Raw genomic sequence first — 21,459 nt, 5'->3', positions numbered from 1 at the left:
TCGAGCGCACTCCAAGCAGTTGGCTTGGGCCCCATGAAGTACACGCAGCTCGGACGCACCGGACTCAAGGTCAGCCGACTCGTACTCGGCACGATGAACTTCGGTCCGCAGACCGACGAACCCACCAGCCACGCCATCATGGACGCCGCGCTCGACGCCGGCATCAACTTCTTCGACACCGCCAACGTCTACGGCTGGGGCCCGAACAAGGGCCGCACCGAGGAGATCATCGGCACCTGGTTCGCCCAGGGCGGCGGCCGGCGCGAGAAGACGGTCCTGGCCACCAAGGTCTACGGCTCCATGTCCCCCGAGGGCGAGACCTGGCCCAACTTCGACCGGCTCTCCGCCCTCAACATCCGCCGCGCCGTCGACGCCAGCCTCAAGCGGCTCCAGACGGACCACATCGACGTCTACCAGTTCCACCACGTCGACCGGCAGACCCCCTTCGAGGAGATCTGGCAGGCCGTCGACGTGCTCGTCCAGCAGGGCAAGGTCCTCTACGCCGGATCCTCCAACTTCCCCGGCTGGAAGATCGCCCAGGCCAACGAGGCCGCCGCGCGCTCCGGCCGGCTCGGGCTCGTCAGCGAGCAGTGCCTCTACAACCTCGCCGAGCGCCGCGCCGAGATGGAGGTCATCCCGGCCGCGCAGGAGTACGGGCTCGGCGTCATCCCCTGGTCGCCGCTGCACGGGGGCCTGCTCGGCGGGGCGATCCGCAAGCAGGCCGCCGGCGGGGGCGGCACCGGCCGCAGCTCCTCCGGCCGCACCGCGGACGCGCTGGCCAACAGCACGGTACGGGCGCAGGTGCAGGCGTACGAGGACCTGCTCGACAAGCACGGTCTGGAGCCCGGCGACGCGGCCCTGGCCTGGCTGCTGACCCGGCCCGGGGTCACCGGACCGATCGTCGGCCCGCGCACGCGGGAGCAGCTCGCGTCCGCGCTGCGCGCGGTGGAGCTGGAGCTGTCGCAGGAGGTGCTGGACGGGCTGGACGAGATCTTCCCCGGCCCGGGTGCCTCGCCGGAGGCCTTCGCCTGGTAGGCCCGGGGGCGGCCGCGGGGGTGCTGCTACTGGCCGACCGCGGCCGCCACGGCGACGACGACGAACATCAGCACGAGCACACCGGCCATGACACGGTTTCTGGTCTTCGGATCCACCCGTCGAGACTAACGCGACGGCCGCCCGCCCCCGTGCCAGGGGCTGCGAGACTTCCGTCATGGTCACAGTCGACGACGTACGACGGCTGGCGCTCGCGCTGCCGCGCACCGAGGAACACCTCATCCGCGACCGGGTGAAATTCAGGATAGGCAGGATCGTCTACCTCGCCCTCTCCCGGGACGAGACCGAGCTGGGCTTCGCCTTCCCCAAGGAGGAACGGGCCGCGCTCGTCGCCGCCGAGCCGGAGAAGTTCTTCCTGCCCGGCTCCGGAGACATGCGCTACCACTGGGTGGAGGCGCGGATGGCCGCCCTCGATACGGCGGAGCTGGAGGAGCTGGTCACCGACGCCTGGCGGATGTGCGTGCCGGCCAAGGTGGCCCGGGCGCACCTGGAGGGCGGGGCGGGAGGCGGCCTGCCGCCCGCGCCCGGACTGGCCCGGCTGCGGGCCGCCGCGGAGGTGTTCGGGGCGTTCCCCGGGGTGGACCGCAGCTGGCTCGCGCTGCGCGCGGACACCGCGCCCGGGCTCGACCTGTCCGGCGCCGCGCACCGGGCGGCCCTGCACCGGTGGCTCAACGCGTGGGGCTGCCGCATCCGCTACCCGCGCGAGGGCGAGCCGGATCTGTTCGGGGAGGGCCTGGCGCTGTGGTGGTCCCGGCACGGGGGCCTGCCAGGGACCCGGCTGGCGGCCCTGTCCGACCGGGAGATCGGCTGCCTGGCCGCCGCGTACGGGGAGCTGGCCGCGCTGCCCGTCGGGCGGCGCAGCCTCGGGCCGACGGCTGCCGCCAAGGCGCTGTTCGCGCTGCGGCCCGACACGGTGATGCCCTGGGACGCGGCGATCGCGCAGCGGCTGTGGGGCGCCCGGGACGAGGCGGCGTTCGCCCGGCACCTGACGGCCGGCCGGGCCTGGGCGCGGGCCGCGCTCGCGGAGAGCGGCGGTCTGGACGAGGCCGCGCTGGCTGCCGAGCTGGGCCGGCCGGGGCTGCCGCTGGCCAAGCTGCTGGACGAGTACCTGTACGTGACGATCACCTACCAGGGGTCCTGAGGCGCGCACGGCGGTGCCGACCCCGCGGGGCGGGGGCGGCACCGGGGCGGCGGTCCGTCAGGCCTTGCCCTTGAGGTTGCCGACCAGCTGGTTCGTCAGCTTGGTGGCACCCGCCAGGCCCTTGTCGGTGCTGCTGCTGACCAGCACGGTCACCACCGAGTGGCCGACGCGCGCGGCGACGAGGGTGGTGCCGCCCTCCCAGGCGGGGCTGGTCTCGGTGATGGCCCAGGCGCCGTCGCCGATGCCGGCGAGGGGCTTCTCGGTGACGGTCACCGTGCTGTGGGTGGCCTCGTCGGAGAAGGTCGGGCAGGCCTTGGAGAGCATGCCGAGGGCACCGAGGACGGTGGTCGAGGTGGTGCCCTGGTAGACGTCGATCTCCTGGGCGTACTCCTCGGAGGTGTTCTTGTTGACGTACGCGTTCTGCGCGAACGAGACGCCGGTGATGCCGGTGATCTCCGTCCAGGCGGTCCCGCCGAGCTTGGTGCAGTCGGGGGTGGGGACGTCGGCGGTGGCAGGCGCCCGGTAGGCGGGGCCGGTGTCGCGGGCGTCCGCGGGGTCGGCGGTGTAGCCCGGGGCGAAGAAGGAGGCGGGCGCGAGCGCGGCCTTGAGCTGCGTACCCGTCAGGAGGCCCTTGTTCGGGCCGTCGGCGGCCGGGGCCGCGTCGGCGGCCTTCGGGGCGGCCGGGGAGGCGGCCTTGGCAGCCGTGCTCGGAGCGGCCTTGGGGGTGGCGGAGCAGGCGGTCAGCGCGAGCGGCAGGGCCGCGACGGCCAAGAGGGTGGCGACGGGAGATATGTAACGCACGGTGTGGTTCGACCTCGATGTCAGCGACAGGACTCGCGCATCACATCGGGCCCCCGGCGGCGCGGCAAGGGTTCGGCGGATCCTTTGCCTCCGGATGTGAAAGCCTTTCCCAAAACCCTGCACGAATGCCCGAATAGTGCTAATGGCCGGTCAGGGGCCATGCGTTGACGACCTCGTAGCGGGGCTGCTCGCCGGGGATCCCGGAGACGGGCAGATGGCTGCGGACGAGGCTGAGCGCGTCGACCTGCCAGGGCGTGCCCTCGAACCCGGCCAGGGCGTCGAGGCAGGGCCGCAGGTCGACGGCGTCGTGGCGGGCGCGGGCCACGGTGAGGTGCGGGGTGTAGCGACGGTGCTGCTCCATCGGGATCCCGGCCCGGCGGGCGGCGGCGTCGGCCCGCTCGGCGAGCATCCGCAGCGCGTCCAGCCCGCCGGCGGCGCCGATCCACAGGGCGCGGCGGCCGAAGTGGCCGGAGCCGTGGAGGCGGAGCGGGAAGGGGGCGGTGTGGGCCGCCGCCCGGGCGAGACGGGCGTGCAGCTCGGGGAGGCGGTCGTCCGGGACCTCTCCCATGAAGGCGAGGGTGAAGTGCCAGCCGGCTTCGCCGGTCCAGCGGAGGTCTTCGGCGCGTGGAGTGGCCGCCACCGCCTCGCGCAGCTCGGCGACGGCGTGTGCCTCTGGCAGTACGGCGGCGAACAGCCTCATGCCCGGACGATATCCGCTGCGCGGAGCTCCTCGCCCCCGGAGGGTCACGCCGGGAAGCGGCGGTCGACCCAGCGGAACGCTGCCTCGATGAGGGCCGACGCCGCCACGGCGATCGCGACCGCGATCCACGGCATCGTGACCCCCTCCAGCTTCAGCTGGAAGAAGTGCTGGAGCCACGGCACCAGCAGCACCACCAGGAACGCCGCCCCCATCGCCGCCACCAGCGCCACCCGCCACCACGTGTACGGCCGGGCGATGATCGCCAGAACCCACAGCGAGGTCAGGAACAGCGTCAGCGTCGCCGCGCTGGTCTCCGACGTCAGCGCGTCCGGGCCGCTGTAGTACGCCCGGGCGATCAGGTACGAGGCGAAGGTGGCCGCCCCCGCGACCACCCCGCCGGGGATGGCGTAGCGCATGACCCGTCGTACGAAGTGCGGCCGTGCCCGCTCCTTGTTGGGGGCCAGCGCCAGGAAGAAGGCCGGGACGCCGATGGTGAGGGTGGACAGCAGGGTCAGGTGGCGGGGGAGGAAGGGGTATTCCACCTGGGAGCAGACCACCAGGATCGCCAGCAGCACCGAGTAGACCGTCTTGACGAGGAACAGGGTCGCCACGCGCGTGATGTTGCCGATGACCCGCCGGCCCTCGGCCACCACCGACGGCAGGGTGGAGAAGCTGTTGTTCAGGAGGACGATCTGCGCGACCGCCCGCGTGGCCTCGGAGCCCGAGCCCATGGAGACGCCGATGTCGGCGTCCTTGAGGGCGAGGACGTCGTTGACGCCGTCGCCCGTCATGGCGACCGTGTGCCCCCGCGACTGGAGGGCGGCGACCATGTCCCGTTTCTGCTGCGGGGTGACCCGCCCGAAGACGGCGTTGCCGTCGAGGACCTCGGCCATCGCGTCCCGTTCGGCCGGCAGGTGCCGGGCGTCGACGGTGTCGGCCGCGCCGGGCAGGCCCAGCTTGCCGGCGACCGCGCCGACGGATACGGCGTTGTCGCCGGAGATGACCTTCGCCTTGACGTCCTGGTCGCCGAAGTAGCGCAGGGTGTCGGCGGCGTCGGGCCGCAGCCGCTGTTCGAGGACGACGAGGGCGGTCGGCCTGACCCCGCTGGCGACGGCCGGGTCGTCGAGCTCGCGCGCGGAGCGGGCCAGCAGCAGGACCCGCAGCCCCTGTTCGTTGAGGCCGTCGATCTCCTCCAGCGCCGGGTCGCCGCTGGGCAGGAGCACGTCGGGGGCGCCGAGCAGCCAGGTGTTGTTCTCGCCGTCGCCCTCGCTGAAGCTGGCGCCGCTGTACTTGCGGGCGGAGGAGAAGGGCAGGGACTCGGTGCAGCGCCACTCGGCGGTGTCGGGGTAGGCGTCGATGACGGCCTGGAGGCTGGCGTTGGGCCGGGGGTCGGACTCGCCGAGGGCGCCGAGCACCTTCTTGACGTACTCCGGCTCCGCGCCGCCCAGCGGGCGCAGCTCGGTGACGTCCATGCCGCCCTCGGTGAGGGTGCCGGTCTTGTCGAGGCAGACGACGTCCACGCGGGCGAGGCCCTCGATGGCGGGCAGCTCCTGGACCAGGCACTGCTTGCGGCCGAGCCGGATCACGCCGACGGCGAAGGCGACGGAGGTGAGGAGGACGAGGCCCTCGGGGATCATCGGGACGATGCCGCCGACGGTGCGGGCGATGGCGTCCTTGAGGTTGTCGTCCTTGACGACGAGCTGGCTGATGATCAGGCCGATGGAGGTCGGGATCATCATCCAGGTGACGTACTTGAGGATGGTGGAGATGCCGGTGCGCAGTTCGGAGTGGACGAGGGTGAAGCGGGAGGCCTCCTCGGCGAGCTGCGCGGCGTAGGCCTCGCGGCCGACCTTCGTGGCGGTGAAGGCGCCGCCGCCGGCGACGACGAAGGACCCGGACATGACCTGGTCGCCGGGCTTCTTGAGGACCGGGTCGGCCTCGCCGGTGAGGAGGGACTCGTCGATCTCCAGGCCCTCGGCCTCGCCGACGGTCCCGTCGACGACGACCTTGTCGCCGGGGCCGAGCTCGATGACGTCGGACAGGACGATCTCGGAGGTGGAGATCTCGGCGGTGGTGCCGTCGCGGCGCACGCTCGGTTTGGCCTCGCCGATGACGGCGAGCCCGTCGAGGGTCTTCTTCGCGCGCAGTTCCTGGACGATGCCGATGCCGGTGTTCGCGACGATCACGAAGCCGAAGAGGCTGTCCTGGATGGGCGCCACGCACAGCATGATCACCCAGAGGACGCCGATGATGGCGTTGAAGCGGGTGAAGACGTTGGCGCGGACGATGTCGGCGGTGGAGCGCGAGGAGCGCAGCGGTACGTCGTTGACGTCGCCGCGCGCGACGCGCTCGGCGACCTCGGCGGTGGTCAGACCGCCCGGCTTGAAGCGGGGGGCGGGGGGCTTCACGGGGTGGACGGGGTCCAGCTCGGCCCCCGCGTCGATGGCGGCACCGGGCCGCTCGGGCCCGTCATGGTCGATCCTCGCCCATTGGGTCATGTTTTCGACGGTAAAGGGCGTTCCCGCGCTCCACCCGCCGAGCGGCGGGAAGATCCGACTTCAGGATGAGCCGAATCCTCCCCGGGTCGCCCCCGTGAGGGGCGGGCGGTGCCCCGGCGGCCCTACTGTCCGGCCGGGCCGGGCCGGTGCCCGTCCTCGCCGCCGGCCGCCTCTCGCGCCGCGTGGGCCTTGAGGGCCGCGTCGCGGCCGCGGACGTACCAGATGCCGATCAGGCCGAGGCCGCCGCCGGCCGCGCAGGTCCACACCCACCACAGCAGCTCGCGCTCGGCGAACCAGCCGTAGAAGGGCAGCTGGACGAGGAACATGGCGAACCAGAGGATCGTTCCGCCGGTGATGGTGGCGACAACCGGCCCCTCCAGGGGTTCGGGTGCCTCGTGCCTAGGGGTCCACTTCGCCATGAGGACCAGTCTAGGTGGCCGGTTTCGGAGTCTACGCGCGGAGATGGACTGCCCTCCGTTCATGTGTTCATACTGAAACGGTTTGCCTACGGCCGGATTGCGTCGTAGGAACCGCTAACTCGACCCAGTTTGAGGACCGCATGAGCACCTCGGCACCCGCCGCGGCCCCCACCAGCGGCCTGGACCGCTTCTTCAAGATCTCGGAACGCGGCTCGACCGTGGCCCGCGAGGTACGGGGCGGCTTCGCGACCTTCTTCGCGATGGCCTACATCATCGTGCTGAACCCGATCATCCTCGGCAGTGCCAAGGACATGTACGGGCACCAGCTCGACGGCGGCCAGCTGGTCACCGCCACCGTCCTGACGGCCGCCTTCACCACCCTCCTCATGGGTGTCATCGGCAACGTCCCGATCGCCCTGGCCGCGGGCCTCGGCGTCAACACGGTCGTCGCCCTCCAGCTCGCCCCGCGGATGAGCTGGCCCGACGCCATGGGCATGGTGGTCCTGGCCGGCTTCGTGGTGATGCTCCTCGTCGCCACCGGTCTGCGCGAGCGGGTCATGAACGCCGTCCCGCTGGGTCTGCGCAAGGGCATCGCGATCGGCATCGGCCTGTTCATCATGCTGATCGGCCTGGTCGACTCCGGCTTCGTCACCCGCATTCCGGACGCCGCGCACACCACGGTCCCGCTCCAGCTCGGTTCCAACGGCCACCTGCACGGCTGGCCCGTCCTGATCTTCGTCGTCGGCGTGCTGCTCACGCTCGCGCTGCTGATCCGCAAGACCCCCGGCGCCATCCTGATCTCCATCGTCGCCATGACCGTCGTCGCGGTGGCGGTGCAGCTGATCGCCGACCTGCCGGCGACCGCCTGGGGCCTGACCGTCCCGCAGTGGCCGGGCAACCCGGTGGCGGCCCCCGACTTCGGGCTCGTCGGCCAGGTCAGCGTCTTCGGCGGCTTCGGCAAGGTCGGGGTGCTGACCGGCGTCCTCTTCGTCTTCACCGTGCTGCTGTCCTGCTTCTTCGATGCGATGGGCACCATCCTCGGCGTCGGCGACGAGGCCAAGCTCACCAAGCCCGACGGCACCTTCCCCGGCATCAACCGGGTCCTGCTGATCGACGGCCTGGCCGTCGCCTCCGGCGGCGCCACCTCGTCCTCCGCCACCACCTGCTTCGTGGAGTCCACCGCGGGCGTCGGCGAGGGCGCCCGCACGGGCCTGGCCAACGTGGTCACCGGCGGCCTCTTCGCGGTCGCGCTCTTCCTGACCCCGCTGGCCACGATGGTCCCCTCGCAGGCCGCCACCCCCGCCCTCGTCGCGGTCGGCTTCCTGATCCTGGCCGGCTCCGTCAGGGACATCGACTGGAGCGACTTCACCATCGCCGTTCCGGCCTTCATGGCCATGGTGATGATGCCGTTCACCTACTCGATCACCAACGGCATCGGCATCGGCGCCATCAGCTTCTGCGTGCTGCGCCTGGCGACGGGCCGGGGCCGCGAGGTCCCGGCCGCGATGTACGTCGTCGCGGGGGTCTTCGTCTTCTACTACGCGATGCCGGCCCTGGGCCTCACGTAAGCCCGTAGAACTTCTCCGTCTCGTCGACGGCGGCCTTGAACCGCTCGTCGAAGTCATCGCGAATGAGCGTCCGGACGACATAGTCCTGGACGCTCATTCCGCGTTTGGCGGCATGGTGCCTCAGCCGCTCCAGCAGCTCCCCGTCTATGCGCATGCTCAGCACATGTGTCCCCATGGCGAAAGGGTCGGGCCAGAGGGCGCGCGCGTGCGCCCCTTTCCCCGCCGGACTCACCCGTACGAGTGATCCGGCCGGATCCGTTTCCGGACCCCTTCCCGCCCTGTCCGTCACCCCCAGCGTTCGTTAGCCAGAGTAATGAGTTATTCTAAGTACATGCCAGACCTCTCCCATGGCGACGACGCTGCCGCCGTGAACGACCTCCGCTCGGCCGTGATGCGGCTGGGCCGGCGCCTGAAGCACCAGCGCGTCGACGAATCGCTGAGCCCGACCGAGATGTCGGTCCTCGGCACCCTCGCCCGCTGCGGCCAGGCCACCCCCGGTGAGCTCGCCCGCAAGGAGCACGTCCAGCCGCCGTCGATGACCCGCATCGTCGCGTTGCTGGAGGCCAAGGGACTGGTCAGGCTGGAACCGCACCCCGACGACCGCCGCCAGAAGGTGGTCAGCCAGACGGAGGAGGCCGAGGCGATGCTCGAAGAGAGCCGCCGCAAGCGCAACGCCTTCCTGGCCGGGCTCGCCGCCGAGCTCACCGAGGACGAATGGGCCAAGCTCCGCGCCGCCGCCCCCGTCCTGGAGAAGCTCGCGCACCTATAGGAACGACGCCAGGAGGCGAACGCTTTTGAGTACGGGAACCGGAGGGAACTCCGCACCCGGCCACCTACCCACCCCCCAGACCCCGAGCGGGAACAGAGGACCGGGCACCCGCTCGAACTCCATGTTCAGCTCACTGAAGATCCGGAACTACCGGCTCTTCGCCGCGGGCCAGGTCGTCTCGAACACGGGCACCTGGATGCAGCGCATCGCGCAGGACTGGCTGGTCCTCTCCCTGACCGGCTCCGCGTCCGCCGTCGGCGTGACCATCGCCCTGCAGTTCCTGCCGATGCTGCTGTTCGGCCTCTACGGAGGCGTACTCGCCGACCGGCTGCCCAAGCGGCCGCTGCTGATCGCCACCCAGACCGCGATGGGCCTGACCGGCGTCGCGCTGGCCGCCCTCACCCTGGCCGGGAACGTCCAGGTGTGGCACGTCTACCTCGCCGCGTTCGTGCTCGGCCTGGTCACCGTCGTGGACAACCCGGCCCGGCAGACCTTCGTCTCCGAGATGGTCGGCCCCGCGCAGGTCGCCAACGCCGTCAGCCTGAACTCCGCGAACTTCCAGTCCGCGCGGCTGGTCGGCCCGGCGATCGCCGGTGTGCTGATCACCGCCGTCGGCTCCGGCTGGGCCTTCCTGCTGAACGGGCTGTCCTTCGCGGCGCCGATCGCCGCGCTGCTGATGATGCGCACCCGCGAGCTGTACCGGGTCGAGCCGCAGCCGCGCGCCAAGGGGCAGCTGCGGGAGGGCCTGCGCTACGTCGCCGGCCGGCCCGAGCTGGTCTGGCCGATCGTCCTGGTCGGCTTCATCGGCACCTTCGGCTTCAACTTCCCGATCTGGCTGTCGGCCTTCGTCGACGACGTCTTCCACGGGGACGCGGGCACGTACGGCCTGTTCAACACCCTGATCGCGGCCGGCTCCCTGGCCGGCGCCCTGCTCGCCGCCCGCCGCGGCAACACCCGGCTGCGGCTGCTGGTGACGGCGGCCGTGCTGTTCTCCGTCCTGCTGCTGGTGACGGCGTTCGCGCCCGGCTTCTGGCTGTTCGCGGCGCTGCTCGTGCCGGTCGGGATGTTCGGACTGACGGTCAACGTCGTGGCGAACTCCAGCGTCCAGATGGCCACCGACCCCGAGATGCGAGGCCGGGTCATGGCCCTCTACATGATGGTGTTCACCGGCGGCACCCCCGTGGGCGCCCCGCTGGTCGGCTGGATCACCGACACCTACGGCGCCCGGCTCGGCATGGCCGCGGGCGGCCTGGTCTCCCTGGCGGCCGCGGTGGCCGTCGGCCTGATCCTGCGCCGTGTCGGCAACCTGCGCCTGCGCGTCGGCCGCCACGGGCTCACCTTCGTCCCGGCGACCCCGCAGCGCGAACTGGCCCCGGCGGCGTAGACCGCCGGCCGGGGCCGCCGGCCGGCGTCCTAGTCGAACCACCTGTCCCGCGCGAGTTCAGCCGTGCGGGACGGGTCCTCCAGCAGGGCCGCGACCTCGAAGCGGCGGGGCCACTGGGACGCCGACCAGGCCAGGCCCGCCGCCACGCCCTCCAGGGTGGCCGCGTGCAGCACCCCGTCCGGGGTGAGGCGCCAGTCCAGCTCCGTACCGCCCGCCACCAGCTCCTCGTGCTCCACGTACGTCCGCGGGGTGGCCGGGCCCAGGAGTACCCGTACCGCGTCCGGGACCTCGTGGACCTCACCCGGCGTGGTCACCTCCGCCGGGACCGTCTCCGACAGCCGCCGCACCTGGAACAGCTCCGCCAGGTCCGCCGCCCGGGAGGGAGCCACCGGCAGCAGCGGCAGGCCCTGCGTCAGGGGCAGCAGGTCGGGGGCGTCGCAGACGACCGCCTCGGCCGCGTCCACCACGACCACCTCGCCGTCCACCACCGCCCGCAGCTCGTCCGGGAGCGTCACCTGCTCCGGGTCCAGGTCGGCCAGCGCACCGTACAGCCCGTGCAGCTGCTCGCCCGACACCTCGCGGTCCGGGTCGGCGAGCCGGCCCAGCAGCTCGGCCGCACCGCCCGGCTCCTCCAGCAGGGCCCGCACCGAGGTGCGTACGCCCAGGGCGCGCAGCACCTGTTCGTCTTCGAACCCCGTCGCGTCCGCCGGCGTGTACAGGCCGGCGAGCAGCGGGTCCCCGCCCGCGGCGCGCAGTCCCGCCGGGCGGCGGCCGTCGAGCACCGGGTGGTCGCGCAGCCACCAGGCGGTGTACGGGCGCACCGACCGGGTGGTGCCGTCGGGCAGCAGGACCCGCACCGGCTGGGTGAGGGCGTCGCGCAGCGGGGGCTGCGCGAGCATCGCCAGGGCCTGGGGCCAGCGGTCGTCGTCGACGAGGTCGAGGTCCCTTACGGCGATCAGCTCGGTGGCGACCGGCGGCACGGGGGAGTCGGGGAGCTGGTCGAGGAGGTCCTCGCACCACACGTCGACGGCGTCGAGCAGTCCGGCGTCGTCCGGCTCGGCGTAGTCGCCCTCGCGGGGCTCCAGCTCGTCCGGGTCGAGGACGACGTCGGTGGCGCGGACCAGCTGGAAGGTGGTCAGCACCCCGCAGGCGGCCAGCGTGTCGGCGTCCCATCGGGCGGCGAGCTCGGCGTCCAGGTAGGGGATCTCGTCCTCGCGGACCACGGATGCGAGGGCGCTGCCGGCGAGGAGGAGTTCCCCAGCCGGGGTCGGTTCGCCGTCCTCGTCGGGCAGGGCCAGCGCGCCCAGCCACGGTTCGTCGCCGGGGGCCAGGCCGGCGTCGCGGACCAGCGTCAGCACGATGTCGGCGAGCTCGTCGGCGTCGGGGGCGTCGGAGTCCTCGTCCCAGATCTCGCCGGCGTCCAGCGAGCCGGCCACCGCCGCCCGGATCTGCGGGGTCGTCAGGACGGCCCGGGCGGTGGCGGGGAGGGCGCCCAGCTTCTCCAGCAGGGGGTGCGCGGCGTCCGGGTGGGCCACCTTGAGGCCCAGCCGCGCCAGGTCCGCGGGGGTGTCCGGGCCGGGCAGCAGGATGTGGCGGGGGCCGATGGCGGTACGGCCGTCGGCGAGGGGGACGGGCAGGCCCGAGAGCCGGTCGGGGTCGACGCCGGCCAGGGTGTCGTAGAGGTCGTGCCACCACTGCGGGGTGCGTTCGATGCCGGCGATCCGCTCGATCGCCTCCCCGAGCGGGAGCCGGCCCACGCCGAGGGTGCGCAGCTCGGGCCGGCGCTCCAGCCCGGCGGGCAGCAGGGTGGGCAGGACTTCCGCGAGGACCCGTACGGTGTCGGCTCCGGCGCCTTCGACCACCTCGGCTTCGAAGGGGCGCAGCCGGGTGAGGTCCTCGGACGGGACGGCCGGGGCGAGGAAGCCCGTACGGGGGAGCCGGCGCAGGACGGCGGCGCGCAGGGCCCCGTCGAGCTCGCCCTTGCCGAGGGGGCCGGGGACGAGGTCCACCAGGGCGGGGGTCACCGGTTCCCAGGCGGCGAGGAGTTCGGCGTAGGCGTCGGCGGCGCGCTCCACCAGGAACTCGGCCAGCGGGCCGGGCGCGTGGTGGCGGCGCGAGGTGTCCATCGGCAGGGAGGCGATGAGCAGGGCCGGGATGCCGAGGGGTTCGTCGGTGGGGGTGGGGGCGTGCACGACGGGCGCGGTGCGGGGGCGTTCGGGCGCGCCGTCGGCGTCGACGGGGACGGCCCAGGTGACGCTCCAGGTGGGGCGCAGCCGCTCCTCGACGGGCCGGTCGGCGAGGAGTTCGCGGGAGATGGGGCCGTTGGTGCGGACGGTGCGCCAGCGGTGGGTGCCGGAGGCGGAGTCCTCGATGACGGTGTAGGGGCCGTCGGCGTGCCGGTAGAGGGTGCGGGTGCCGCCGGCGGGGGTGTCGACGACCACCTCGGTGAGCCCGGGGAGGGTCAGGAGGAGGGCGTCGTCGACGCCGTGCAGCAGGCGTTCGGCGAGGTCCGCGGCGGCGGCGTCGCGCAGCGGGAGGACAACGACGGTGTCGTAGCCGTCGGGGGCGGTGCCCTCGGCGGGCAGCGGCAGGCGCAGCAGCGGGACGTGGCCGTCGCGGCGGCGGAGTTCGTCGCCGAGGCCGGGGCTGAAGTGGGCGGCCTCGCGGGCCATTTCACGGGCTTCGGCGAGGGACCAGCGGACGCCGCCGTGCCGGCCGAGGACGGCGGGTTCGTCGGAGACGGCGAGGACGGCGGCGAAGCCGACGCCGAACCGTCCGACGGTGTCGGCGGAGGAGGCGCCCGCGCGTTTGGCGGAGGCGCGCAGGGTGCTGAGCGACTCGACGCCCGTCGCGTCCAGCGGGGCACCGGTGTTGGCGACGGCGAGCACGCCGTGGCCGTCCTCGCCGGGGACGGCGGGGTGCAGGGTGAGCCGCAGCCGGCCGGGTACGCGGCCGCGGGCGGCGGCGTCGGAGGCGTTCTGGGCCAGCTCGACCACGAGCCGGTCGCGGTAGCCGCCGAGCGCCAGGTCCTCCTCGGCGTTGGCGTCCTCACGGAACCGGGCGGGTCCGGCGGCCCACGCGTCGAGCACCGCCCGCCGGAGCCGGGCGGTACTGAAGGGGTCCATGCCGCTCTGGGCCGCCGTCACTCGCACGTTCACGCCGCTGCCTCCACGCTGTGCTGCCTCCACGTCCTGCTGTGAAGGTATCGCGTGGACGACTACGTCTTGCCCGTGAGGTGGGCGAACACGACGACGTTGGAGTCCCAGTGGCGGTCCGCGGTGAGGTTGCCGCCGCAGGTGATGAGGCGGAGTTCGGCCCTGCCGTGGGTGTCGCCGTAGACCCTGGACGTGGGGAAGGCGTCCTTCTTGAAGGTGTCGACGGCGTCGACGGTGAAGACGGCGGTGGTGCCGTCGGTGCGGTGGACGTCGATCTCCCCGCCCCGGGCGATGTCCTTGAGGCGGAAGAACACGGCCCGCGGGGCCTGGGGGGTGTCCATGTGCCCGACGATCGCGGCGGCGCCCGCCTCGCCGGGGGTGGGGCCTTCCCGGTACCAGGCGGCGTCCTGCGGTGTGGCGAAGTCCGGTTCCCGCATGACGCCCTGCGGGTCGAGGCCGACGGTGTCGAGGGGGGCGTCCACGTGCAGGGAGGGAATGGTCACGCGGTCGGGTACGGAGGGCGGGAGGGCAAGGACGGCGGCCGCGTTCGCGGGGGTGTCCCGGGGCGCGCCGTCGCCCGCGGAGCAGCCGGTGACGAGGGCGGCGGCGAGGGCCGCGGCCCCCGCCAGGGCGGCGGCGCGGTGTGCGCGGCCGCCCCGGCGGCGGGAGGGGGCGGGCTCAGGCATCGGCCGGGGCCTGGCCGGTGTTCACGGACCCCTTGGGCGTCTTGTGCTCGCCGGGGGTCAGGGGCTTCACGGGCTTCACGCCGGGGGCGGCCTTGGCCTCGACGGAGAACTTCACGGTGTCGAACGCCCTGCCGCCCGCGAAGGCCTCCACCCCGTAGGAGCCCGTCTTCACGTCGTTGGCGACGGTCGCGGTGCCGGTGAAGGTGCCCTTGCCGTCGCCCTTGAGGTCGACGCGGCCGCCGGTGAAGGCGGCGGACTTCGCGTACGCCTCCCTCTCGGAGCTCCTCACGGTGATGACGACCTTGTCGCCGGGCCGGCCGAAGTCGGTGGACAGCCGGAGGGTGGAGGACGCGGGGGTCGGCTTCGGCTTCGGGGAGCCGGTCGTGACGGTCAGCTCGGCGGCGGCCCGGAGTGCGGCGCCGTCGGGGCCGGATCCGGTGAGGGTGACGCCGTGGCCGCCGTCCTTGACGGCCGCGACGGTGGCGGTGCCGGTCCAGGTGGTGCCGTCCTTGCCGGGGGCGAGCGTGACGGGGCCGAGCGCGGCCGAGGACACCGTCAGGTTCTTCGAGCCGGCGGGGGCGGTCACGGTGACGCTGACCGCGTCGCCGGGCTTCACGGGCGAGCTGGGCACCGTCACGGAGGCCTTGGCGGCGGGGGCGCTCGTGGACGGGGAGGGGGACGGGGCACCGGCGGCGAAGGCGGTGGTGGCGGCGCCCCCGGCGACGGCCAGCGTGGAGGCGAGGGCTATCGCCGAGAGGGTGCGGACGGTGCGTGCCTTGCGCATGGGATCTCCTCCTGAACGGGCAGCCGGGTCTTTCCCGGCACACCAGACATGAGGGACATTCCATGAGTTCGGTTGCCCCCGCTCCGAGCCCCGGCGGGACCCCCTGCCGAAGGTCCCGCGCCGGGAACGCGCAGGCGGCAGGGCAGAGGGAGGGTGTCCGTTTGCATGCTCTTTGCCCCGATTTTTGGGACGAAAGTCCCGGCGTCCGGGCCCGGGAACGGCAGGAGCCCCCGGCGCCGGAACGGCACCGGGGGCTCCCCGCGCGTCAGCGGACGCGGACCGCGGTCAGAGGCGCTCGATCACGTAGTCGACGCAGGCGGTCAGCGCCTGCACGTCCGCCGGGTCGATCGCGGGGAACATCGCGATGCGCAGCTGGTTGCGGCCCAGCTTGCGGTACGGCTCGGTGTCCACGATGCCGTTGGCGCGCAGCACCTTCGCCACGGCCGCCGCGTCGATCGCGTCGTCGAAGTCGATCGTGCCGATGACCGCCGAACGCTTCTCGGCGTCCTGCACGAACGGGTTCGCGTACTTCGACGCCTCCGCCCAGCCGTACAGGTTGGCCGCGCTGGCCGCCGTACGGGAGGTCGTGAACTCCAGGCCGCCCTGGCCGTTCATCCACTCCAGCTGCTGGTTCAACAGGAACAGGGTGGCCAGCGCCGGGGTGTTGTACGTCTGGTTCTTCAGCGAGTTGTCGATCGCCGTCGGCAGCGAGAAGAACTCCGGGATGTGCCGGCCCGACGCGTGCACGCGCGCGGCGCGCTCCAGGGCGGCCGGGGAGAACGCGGCCAGCCACAGGCCGCCGTCCGAGGCGAACGACTTCTGCGGCGCGAAGTAGTAGACGTCCGTCTCGGTGATGTCCACGGGCAGACCGCCCGCACCCGAGGTCGCGTCCACCAGCACCAGCGAACCGGCGTCGGCGCCCGCGACGCGCTTGATCGGCGCCGCGACACCCGTCGAGGTCTCGTTGTGCGTGTACGCGTACACGTCCACACCCGCCTCCGCCACCGGCTCGGGGTGCGTACCCGGCTCGGAGGAGATGACGGACGGCTCGTCCAGCCACGGCGCGAGCTTCGCGGCCTTGGCGAACTTGGACGAGAACTCGCCGAAGGTCAGGTGCTGGGACTTCCGCTCGATGAGACCGGCGGTCGCGATGTCCCAGAAGGCGGTGGAGCCGCCGTTGCCCAGGATCACCTCGTAGCCCTCGGGGAGGGAGAAGAGGTCCCGGAGGCCCTGACGCACCGAGCCGACCAGGTTCTTGACCGGGGCCTGGCGGTGCGAGGTGCCGAGCAGGGAGTTACCGGTGGCGGCGAGGGCGTCCAGCGCCTCGGTCCGCACCTTGGAGGGGCCCGCGCCGAAGCGTCCGTCGGCGGGCTTGATGTCAGCGGGAATCTGGATCTCAGCCACGAGCGGAGCGTATCGGGTCCCGGACCGGGCGTCGGAGGCGCGTCCACCCGATGAGACACGCGCGGGTGATACGCGGGTGATGGGAGGGTGTGTCCGTGACGTCTCCAGGGGAACTTGAGCGGACCTTGCGGACCCGGCTGCGCGGGGAGGTGGACTTCGGCGCCGCCGCACGCGCCCTGGCCACCATGGACGCCTCCAACTACCGGCGCGTCCCGGTCGGAGTCGTCGCCCCGCGCGACGCCGAGGACGTGGCGGAGGCGCTGCGGGTGTGCGCCGAGGCCGGCGTCCCCGTCGTCCCGCGCGGCGGCGGCACCTCCATCGCCGGGCAGGCGACGGGGACCGGCGTGGTCCTCGACCTCACCCGGCACATGAACGCCCTGGTGTCGGTCGACCCGGCCGCCCGCACCGCCGTCGTCCAGCCCGGGCTCGTCCTCGACCGGCTCCGGCGGGCGGTGCGCCCGTACGGGCTGACCTTCGGCCCCGACCCGTCCACGCACTCCCGCTGCACCCTCGGCGGCATGATCGGCAACAACGCCTGCGGCGCCCACTCCGTGGCCTGGGGAACCACCGCCGACAACGTGGCCGAGCTGGCGGTGACCGCGTACGGGGGTGCCGCCCACCGGCTCGCCGACGGCTGGACGGGGGCCCCGCCCGGCCTGCGGGAACTGGTCGCCGGGAACCTCGCGGTCCTGCGGACGGGGCTGGGCGCGGGCTTCTCCCGCCGCATCTCCGGCTACGGCGGCCTGGACCACCTCCTCCCCGAACGCGGGACGCGGCTCGCCCGCGCCTTCTGCGGCAGCGAGGGAACCCTGGGCGTGGTCACCGAGGCGGTGGTGCGCCTCGTGGAACTCCCGCCCGCCCCCGCCCTCGCGGTGCTCGGCTACCCCGACGAGAGCGCCGCCGCCGACGCCGCCGCCGGGCTGCTGCCGTACGGGCCGCTCACGGTGGAGGGCATGGCCCGGGACCTGGTCCACGGCGCCGCCGGGCTGCCCCGGGGCGGGGCGTGGCTGTTCGTCGAGACCCGGGACGAGGGGGCCGCGCGCGGCCTCGTACGGGCCGCCGACGCCCTCGACGCGGTGGTCGTCGCGGACCCGGCGGGGCAGCGGGCCCTGTGGCGGCTCCGCGAGGACGCCGCCGGCACCGCGACGCGCATGCCCGACGGGACCATGGCCTGGCCCGGCTGGGAGGACTGCGCCGTCCCCCCGGCCCGGCTGGGCGCCTACCTGCGCGAGTTCCGCGCCCTGCTCGCCGGGCACGGGCTGCGGGGGACCCCGTACGGGCACTTCGGGGAGGGCTGCGTCCACGTCCGCATCGACTTCGACCTGGTGTCGCGCCCCGGGATCGCCCGCTTCCGCTCCTTCTCCTCCGCACTGGCCGACCTGGTCGTCGCCCACGGCGGCTCCCTGTCCGGCGAGCACGGCGACGGCCAGGCCCGGGCGGAGCTGCTGCCGCGCATGTACCCCCCGGAGGTGATCGACCTCTTCGGGGCCTACAAGGACGTGTGGGACCCGGCGGGCGGCATGAACCCCGGCGTACTGGTCCGCCCCGCGAGGCTCGACGAGAACCTCCGCTTCGCCGTCCTGCCCCCCACCCCGTTCGGCAGCGAGGTCGCCCGCTGCGTCGGCGTCGCGAAGTGCCGGACGCGCGAGCCGGGCGGGCCCGGGGTGATGTGCCCGTCGTACCGGGCCACCGGCGAGGAGAAGCACTCCACGCGCGGCCGGGCCCGGCTCCTCCACGAGATGCTCGTGGGGGAGGTCGTCCGCGACGGCTGGCGCTCCGCGGAGGTGGCCGAGGCACTCGACCTCTGCCTGGGCTGCAAGGGCTGCCTCAGCGACTGCCCGGTGGGCGTGGACATGGCCGCGTACAAGTCCGAGTTCCTGCACCGCCACTGGAAGGGCCGCCTGCGCCCCCTGTCCCACTACCTCCTGGGCGGCCTGCCGACCTGGCTTCGGCTGATCGCCGCCCTGCGGGCCGCCCGCCTGGTCAACGCGGCGGGGCGGACCCTGCGGGTACCGGGCCTGGCCCGCGAGCGGAGACTGCCGAAGGTGGCGGCCACACCGTTCACCCACTGGTGGCGAACACACGGGGCACCACGGGACACGCATCCGACGCCGCACTCGCGACCGGCTCCGGGGTCGGCGTCGGCGTCGGCTCCCGCTCCGGGGTCGGCTCCCGCCCCCGCTCCGGCGTCGGCGTCGGCTCCGGCGTCGGATTCGGACCCGGCGGCGGCCCCTGCCCCCAACCTGGCGTCGGACTCGGCGCCGGCCCCCGCCGCCGACGCTGCGGTCCCGGTCCCGGCACGGGTGATGCTGTGGCCCGACACCTTCACCGACCACCTCGCCCCCGGCACCGCCCGCGCGGCCGTCCGCGTACTGGCGGCCGCCGGCCTCCCCGTCACCGTCCCCGCCGACCGGGTCTGCTGCGCCCTCACCTACGTCTCCACCGGCCGCCTCAGCCGCGCCCGCAAGGTCCTGCGCCGCACCCTCGACACCCTCGGCGACGTCAAGGGCCCCGTCCTCGTCCTGGAACCCAGCTGCGCCGCAGCACTGCGCGGCGACCTCCCCGCCCTCCTCCCCGACGACCCCCGCGCGCACCGCCTCGCCGCAGCGGTCCGCACCTTCGCCGAAACCCTGGAGGAGCACGCCCCCCACTGGACCCCGCCCCGCCTGGACCGGCCCGTCGCCGGCCAGACCCACTGCCACCAGCACGCCGTCCTCGGCGACACCGCCGACCGGCGGCTGCGTGAGCGCGCCGGCCTCACCGGTGAGCTCAGCGGCGGCTGCTGCGGCCTCGCGGGCAACTTCGGCTTCGAGCCGGGCCACCACGCCGTCTCCGTCGCCTGCGCCGAGGAGCAGCTCCTGCCGTCCCTGCGCGCCGCCACCCCCGGCACCGCCGTCCTGGCGGACGGCTTCTCCTGCCGCACCCAGATCGCCCAGCTCTCCGGCCACCGCGCCCGCCACCTGGCGGAACTCCTCGCGGAGGCCCTTCCGCCGGACCCGATGTAAGCCAGAACACGCGGGCACGACCCTTACCCACCCCTTAATCTGGAGAAATGCCCGCACCCTCCCCGTCCCCCGCGACCACCCCCACCCCCACCCGCACCCGGGCCTCCGCCCCGTCCCGCGTCCCCAAGGCCGCCGGCGGCCGCTTCGGCCCGGTGGCGCTCGTCGTCGCGGCCGGCGTCTCGGTGCAGTTCGGCGCCGCCCTCGCGGTCATGATCATGCCGAGGGCGGGCGCGGCCGGCGTGGTCACGCTGCGCCTCGCGGCCGCCGCCCTGGTGCTCCTGGTCGTCTGCCGGCCCAAGGTACGGGGCTACACGCGCGCCGACTGGGGCACCGTCGTCGCGTTCGGCGTGGCCATGGCGGGCATGAACGGCCTCTTCTACCAGTCCATCGACCGCATCCCCCTCGGCCCGGCGGTCACCCTGGAGGTGCTCGGACCGCTGGCCCTCTCGGTCATCGTCTCCCGCCGCCTGGTGAACCTCCTGTGGGCGGCCCTGGCCCTGGGCGGCGTGGTCCTCCTCTCCGGGCACGGCGGCGGAGGCCTCGGCTTCGGCTCCCTGGACCCCCTCGGCGCGGCCTTCGCGGTGGGCGCGGGCGCGATGTGGGCGGCGTACATCGTCTTCAGCGCCCGCACCGGCCGCCGCTTCCCCCAGGCGGACGGCCTGGCCCTGGCGATGGCGGTGGCCGCCGTCCTCTCCCTCCCGCTGGGCGTGATCCAGGCGGGCTCCGCCCTCCTGGTCCCGAGCACCCTGGCCCTGGGCCTCGGCGTGGCGCTCCTCTCCTCGGTGCTCCCGTACACCCTGGAACTCCTCGCCCTCCGCCGCCTCCCGGCTCCGACGTTCGCGATCCTGATGAGCCTGGAACCGGCCATCGCCGCCACGGCGGGCTTCCTGGTCCTCCACCAGGCCATGTCCCTGCTGGACGCCCTGGCGATCGCCCTGGTCATCGCGGCGAGCATGGGCGCGGTACGGGCGCAGAAGCCCTGAGAGTGCGGGGGGCCGGGGGGTGGACGGGACCCCCTTGACCGGTCTCGGAGATCGGTTGGGGGGTTCCCGCCAGTCTCATCGTCCTTCCGCGTCGGACCGGCCCGTCAAGGGCGCTCCTTCGTCGCGTCGCTGCGCGATCGCCTCCGGCGACCCTTGACCGCCCGCCCCGCCACGAAACGCCGAAGACTGCCGGGAACCCCCCAAAGGAACGGGACGGACGTTCCGTGGACATGCGGCGGCATCAGCGCCCCGTCGGGCTCGTCGGGGCCGCCACACCGGGCACCCGCCCCGCCACGAACGCCCTCCGGGACCACCCTCCGCGCCAGATCGCTACGCGCTCCTCATTCCTCGGCGTCTGCCAACCGTCTGGGGCCGCTACCCGCAAGAAATGCCAGCCAGAGAGGCAGAGGGGCCGGTGGGCGCATCAGATCGCTACGCACTACCCCTATCTCGGCGCCTCGCCGCCGTCTTGGGCTGCTACCTGCCGCCGAACGGCGGCCAGGGGGACCAGGGGGGCTTGACCCGGTTCGGTGCGCAGCTTCAAGCGGTTGCGTTCAGGCGGTGTGCTTTGACCGATGCCGTGTACAGCTCGCTGGTGAGGTCGTCCGGCCCGATGCCCAGTTCGGCGAGGACGGCCCTGATGTCATGGAGGGCTGCGGCGACGTCCTTCTCCTCCACCTGGGTCTCCAGCTCAAGGAATGTGCCGTCCAGTTCGGGGACGCGGACCAGCGTGGCGAGCATCTGGCGGCCCCGGGATTGGAAGGTGTAGTTCCTGCACCTCTTCTCGAACGCGATGGCGGGCACGTAGCCGAGACCGCGCAGGGTCGCGTGAACGGCTTCGGCGTCCTGGACTCGGGTCTCGTGTTCCGGTTTGGAGCCGGATTCCTCGTCCACACGGGCGCCTTTGTAGGTAAGGAGGGTGCGCGTGTCATCCGGTCCGTGGACGGTCCGGACCCGGAGCTCTTCATCCCGTGCGTCGAGCGCTCCGTCCACGGTGTCGTAATAGGTGTCCTGATACACCTCGACCCGGCCCTCGGACCGTTGATCCAACCGTCGCAACACTTCTTCTGGCGCGCGGACGCGTGCCTTCAGTTCCGCCTCGATCATGC

General features: G+C 73.4%; 17 protein-coding genes. 7 read left to right on the top strand and 10 right to left on the bottom strand.

Features of this window, described 5'->3' with window-relative positions; all coding sequences use genetic code 11:
• Positions 1–33 precede the first annotated feature (33 nt).
• Together WDV06_RS00135 and WDV06_RS00130 are read left to right on the top strand one after the other, a co-directional pair.
• Entirely contained in the window at positions 34–1,035 is a 1,002-nt protein-coding gene (locus WDV06_RS00135; RefSeq protein ID WP_395507491.1) for an aldo/keto reductase, read from the top strand.
• Between the two features lie 175 nt (positions 1,036–1,210).
• Positions 1,211–2,194: an MmcQ/YjbR family DNA-binding protein gene (locus WDV06_RS00130; protein ID WP_395507490.1), complete on the top strand. Its 984-nt coding sequence runs from the start codon at positions 1,211–1,213 to the stop codon at positions 2,192–2,194.
• 57 nt (positions 2,195–2,251) lie between these two features.
• Here the strand turns inward: WDV06_RS00130 and WDV06_RS00125 are convergent, their stop codons facing one another.
• The 4 genes from WDV06_RS00125 to WDV06_RS00110 form a co-directional block, all read right to left on the bottom strand.
• Positions 2,252–2,995 (bottom strand): hypothetical protein, encoded by a 744-nt coding sequence (locus WDV06_RS00125; RefSeq protein WP_395507489.1) that lies wholly within the window; start codon positions 2,993–2,995, stop codon positions 2,252–2,254.
• Between the two features lie 139 nt (positions 2,996–3,134).
• The gene (thpR, locus tag WDV06_RS00120) at positions 3,135–3,695 is read right to left on the bottom strand and encodes an RNA 2',3'-cyclic phosphodiesterase (protein WP_395507488.1); all 561 of its coding nucleotides are present in this window, start codon (positions 3,693–3,695) and stop codon (positions 3,135–3,137) included.
• A 44-nt stretch (positions 3,696–3,739) separates the two neighbouring features.
• Positions 3,740–6,193, bottom strand: a complete 2,454-nt coding sequence (locus WDV06_RS00115) for a cation-translocating P-type ATPase (RefSeq protein WP_395507487.1) — start codon at positions 6,191–6,193, stop codon at positions 3,740–3,742.
• 122 nt (positions 6,194–6,315) lie between these two features.
• Positions 6,316–6,612, bottom strand: a complete 297-nt coding sequence (locus tag WDV06_RS00110; protein WP_395507486.1) for a DUF2530 domain-containing protein — start codon at positions 6,610–6,612, stop codon at positions 6,316–6,318.
• 140 nt (positions 6,613–6,752) lie between these two features.
• Here WDV06_RS00110 and WDV06_RS00105 point away from each other — a divergent pair, with 140 nt between their 5' ends.
• Complete coding sequence (locus WDV06_RS00105; RefSeq protein ID WP_045948076.1) at positions 6,753–8,180, top strand: NCS2 family permease; 1,428 nt, start codon at positions 6,753–6,755, stop codon at positions 8,178–8,180.
• On the opposite strand, the gene WDV06_RS00100 is transcribed toward WDV06_RS00105, so the two are convergent.
• Complete coding sequence (locus tag WDV06_RS00100; protein WP_007265601.1) at positions 8,173–8,355, bottom strand: hypothetical protein; 183 nt, start codon at positions 8,353–8,355, stop codon at positions 8,173–8,175. The genes WDV06_RS00105 and WDV06_RS00100 overlap by 8 nt on opposite strands.
• A 156-nt stretch (positions 8,356–8,511) precedes the next feature.
• Here WDV06_RS00100 and WDV06_RS00095 point away from each other — a divergent pair, with 156 nt between their 5' ends.
• Both WDV06_RS00095 and WDV06_RS00090 read left to right on the top strand, forming a co-directional pair.
• Positions 8,512–8,949: a MarR family winged helix-turn-helix transcriptional regulator gene (locus WDV06_RS00095; RefSeq protein ID WP_042820695.1), complete on the top strand. Its 438-nt coding sequence runs from the start codon at positions 8,512–8,514 to the stop codon at positions 8,947–8,949.
• A gap of 25 nt (positions 8,950–8,974) precedes the next feature.
• Complete coding sequence (locus tag WDV06_RS00090; RefSeq protein WP_395507485.1) at positions 8,975–10,333, top strand: MFS transporter; 1,359 nt, start codon at positions 8,975–8,977, stop codon at positions 10,331–10,333.
• 29 nt (positions 10,334–10,362) lie between these two features.
• Here WDV06_RS00090 and WDV06_RS00085 read toward each other — a convergent pair whose 3' ends face one another.
• The 4 genes from WDV06_RS00085 to serC form a co-directional block, all read right to left on the bottom strand.
• Positions 10,363–13,458: a sacsin N-terminal ATP-binding-like domain-containing protein gene (locus tag WDV06_RS00085; RefSeq protein WP_395507615.1), complete on the bottom strand. Its 3,096-nt coding sequence runs from the start codon at positions 13,456–13,458 to the stop codon at positions 10,363–10,365.
• A gap of 92 nt (positions 13,459–13,550) precedes the next feature.
• A complete protein-coding gene (locus WDV06_RS00080; protein ID WP_395507484.1) occupies positions 13,551–14,174 on the bottom strand; it encodes a class F sortase in 624 nt (207 codons plus the stop codon).
• Positions 14,167–14,958 carry a hypothetical protein gene (locus WDV06_RS00075; protein ID WP_395507483.1) on the bottom strand — a complete coding sequence of 264 codons (792 nt, stop codon included), beginning with the start codon at positions 14,956–14,958 and terminating at the stop codon, positions 14,167–14,169. Before WDV06_RS00075 ends, WDV06_RS00080 begins: the two co-directional genes overlap by 8 nt.
• Positions 14,959–15,243: 285 nt before the next feature.
• Positions 15,244–16,362: a phosphoserine transaminase gene (serC, locus tag WDV06_RS00070; protein WP_395507482.1), complete on the bottom strand. Its 1,119-nt coding sequence runs from the start codon at positions 16,360–16,362 to the stop codon at positions 15,244–15,246.
• 95 nt (positions 16,363–16,457) lie between these two features.
• On the opposite strand from serC, the gene WDV06_RS00065 reads away from it, so the two are divergent.
• The gene (locus WDV06_RS00065) at positions 16,458–19,367 is read left to right on the top strand and encodes an FAD-binding and (Fe-S)-binding domain-containing protein (protein WP_395507481.1); all 2,910 of its coding nucleotides are present in this window, start codon (positions 16,458–16,460) and stop codon (positions 19,365–19,367) included.
• 47 nt (positions 19,368–19,414) lie between these two features.
• Entirely contained in the window at positions 19,415–20,350 is a 936-nt protein-coding gene (locus WDV06_RS00060; RefSeq protein ID WP_395507480.1) for an EamA family transporter, read from the top strand.
• A 540-nt stretch (positions 20,351–20,890) separates the two neighbouring features.
• Here the strand turns inward: WDV06_RS00060 and cyaB are convergent.
• Entirely contained in the window at positions 20,891–21,457 is a 567-nt protein-coding gene (gene cyaB, locus WDV06_RS00055) for a class IV adenylate cyclase (protein ID WP_395507479.1), read from the bottom strand.
• Positions 21,458–21,459 lie beyond the last annotated feature (2 nt).

This window comes from Streptomyces racemochromogenes (assembly GCF_044129415.1).
Lineage (GTDB): Bacteria > Actinomycetota > Actinomycetes > Streptomycetales > Streptomycetaceae > Streptomyces > Streptomyces racemochromogenes_A.
Note: the sequence above shows the minus strand (reverse complement) of the source record. Positions and strands in the feature narration are given on the sequence as shown.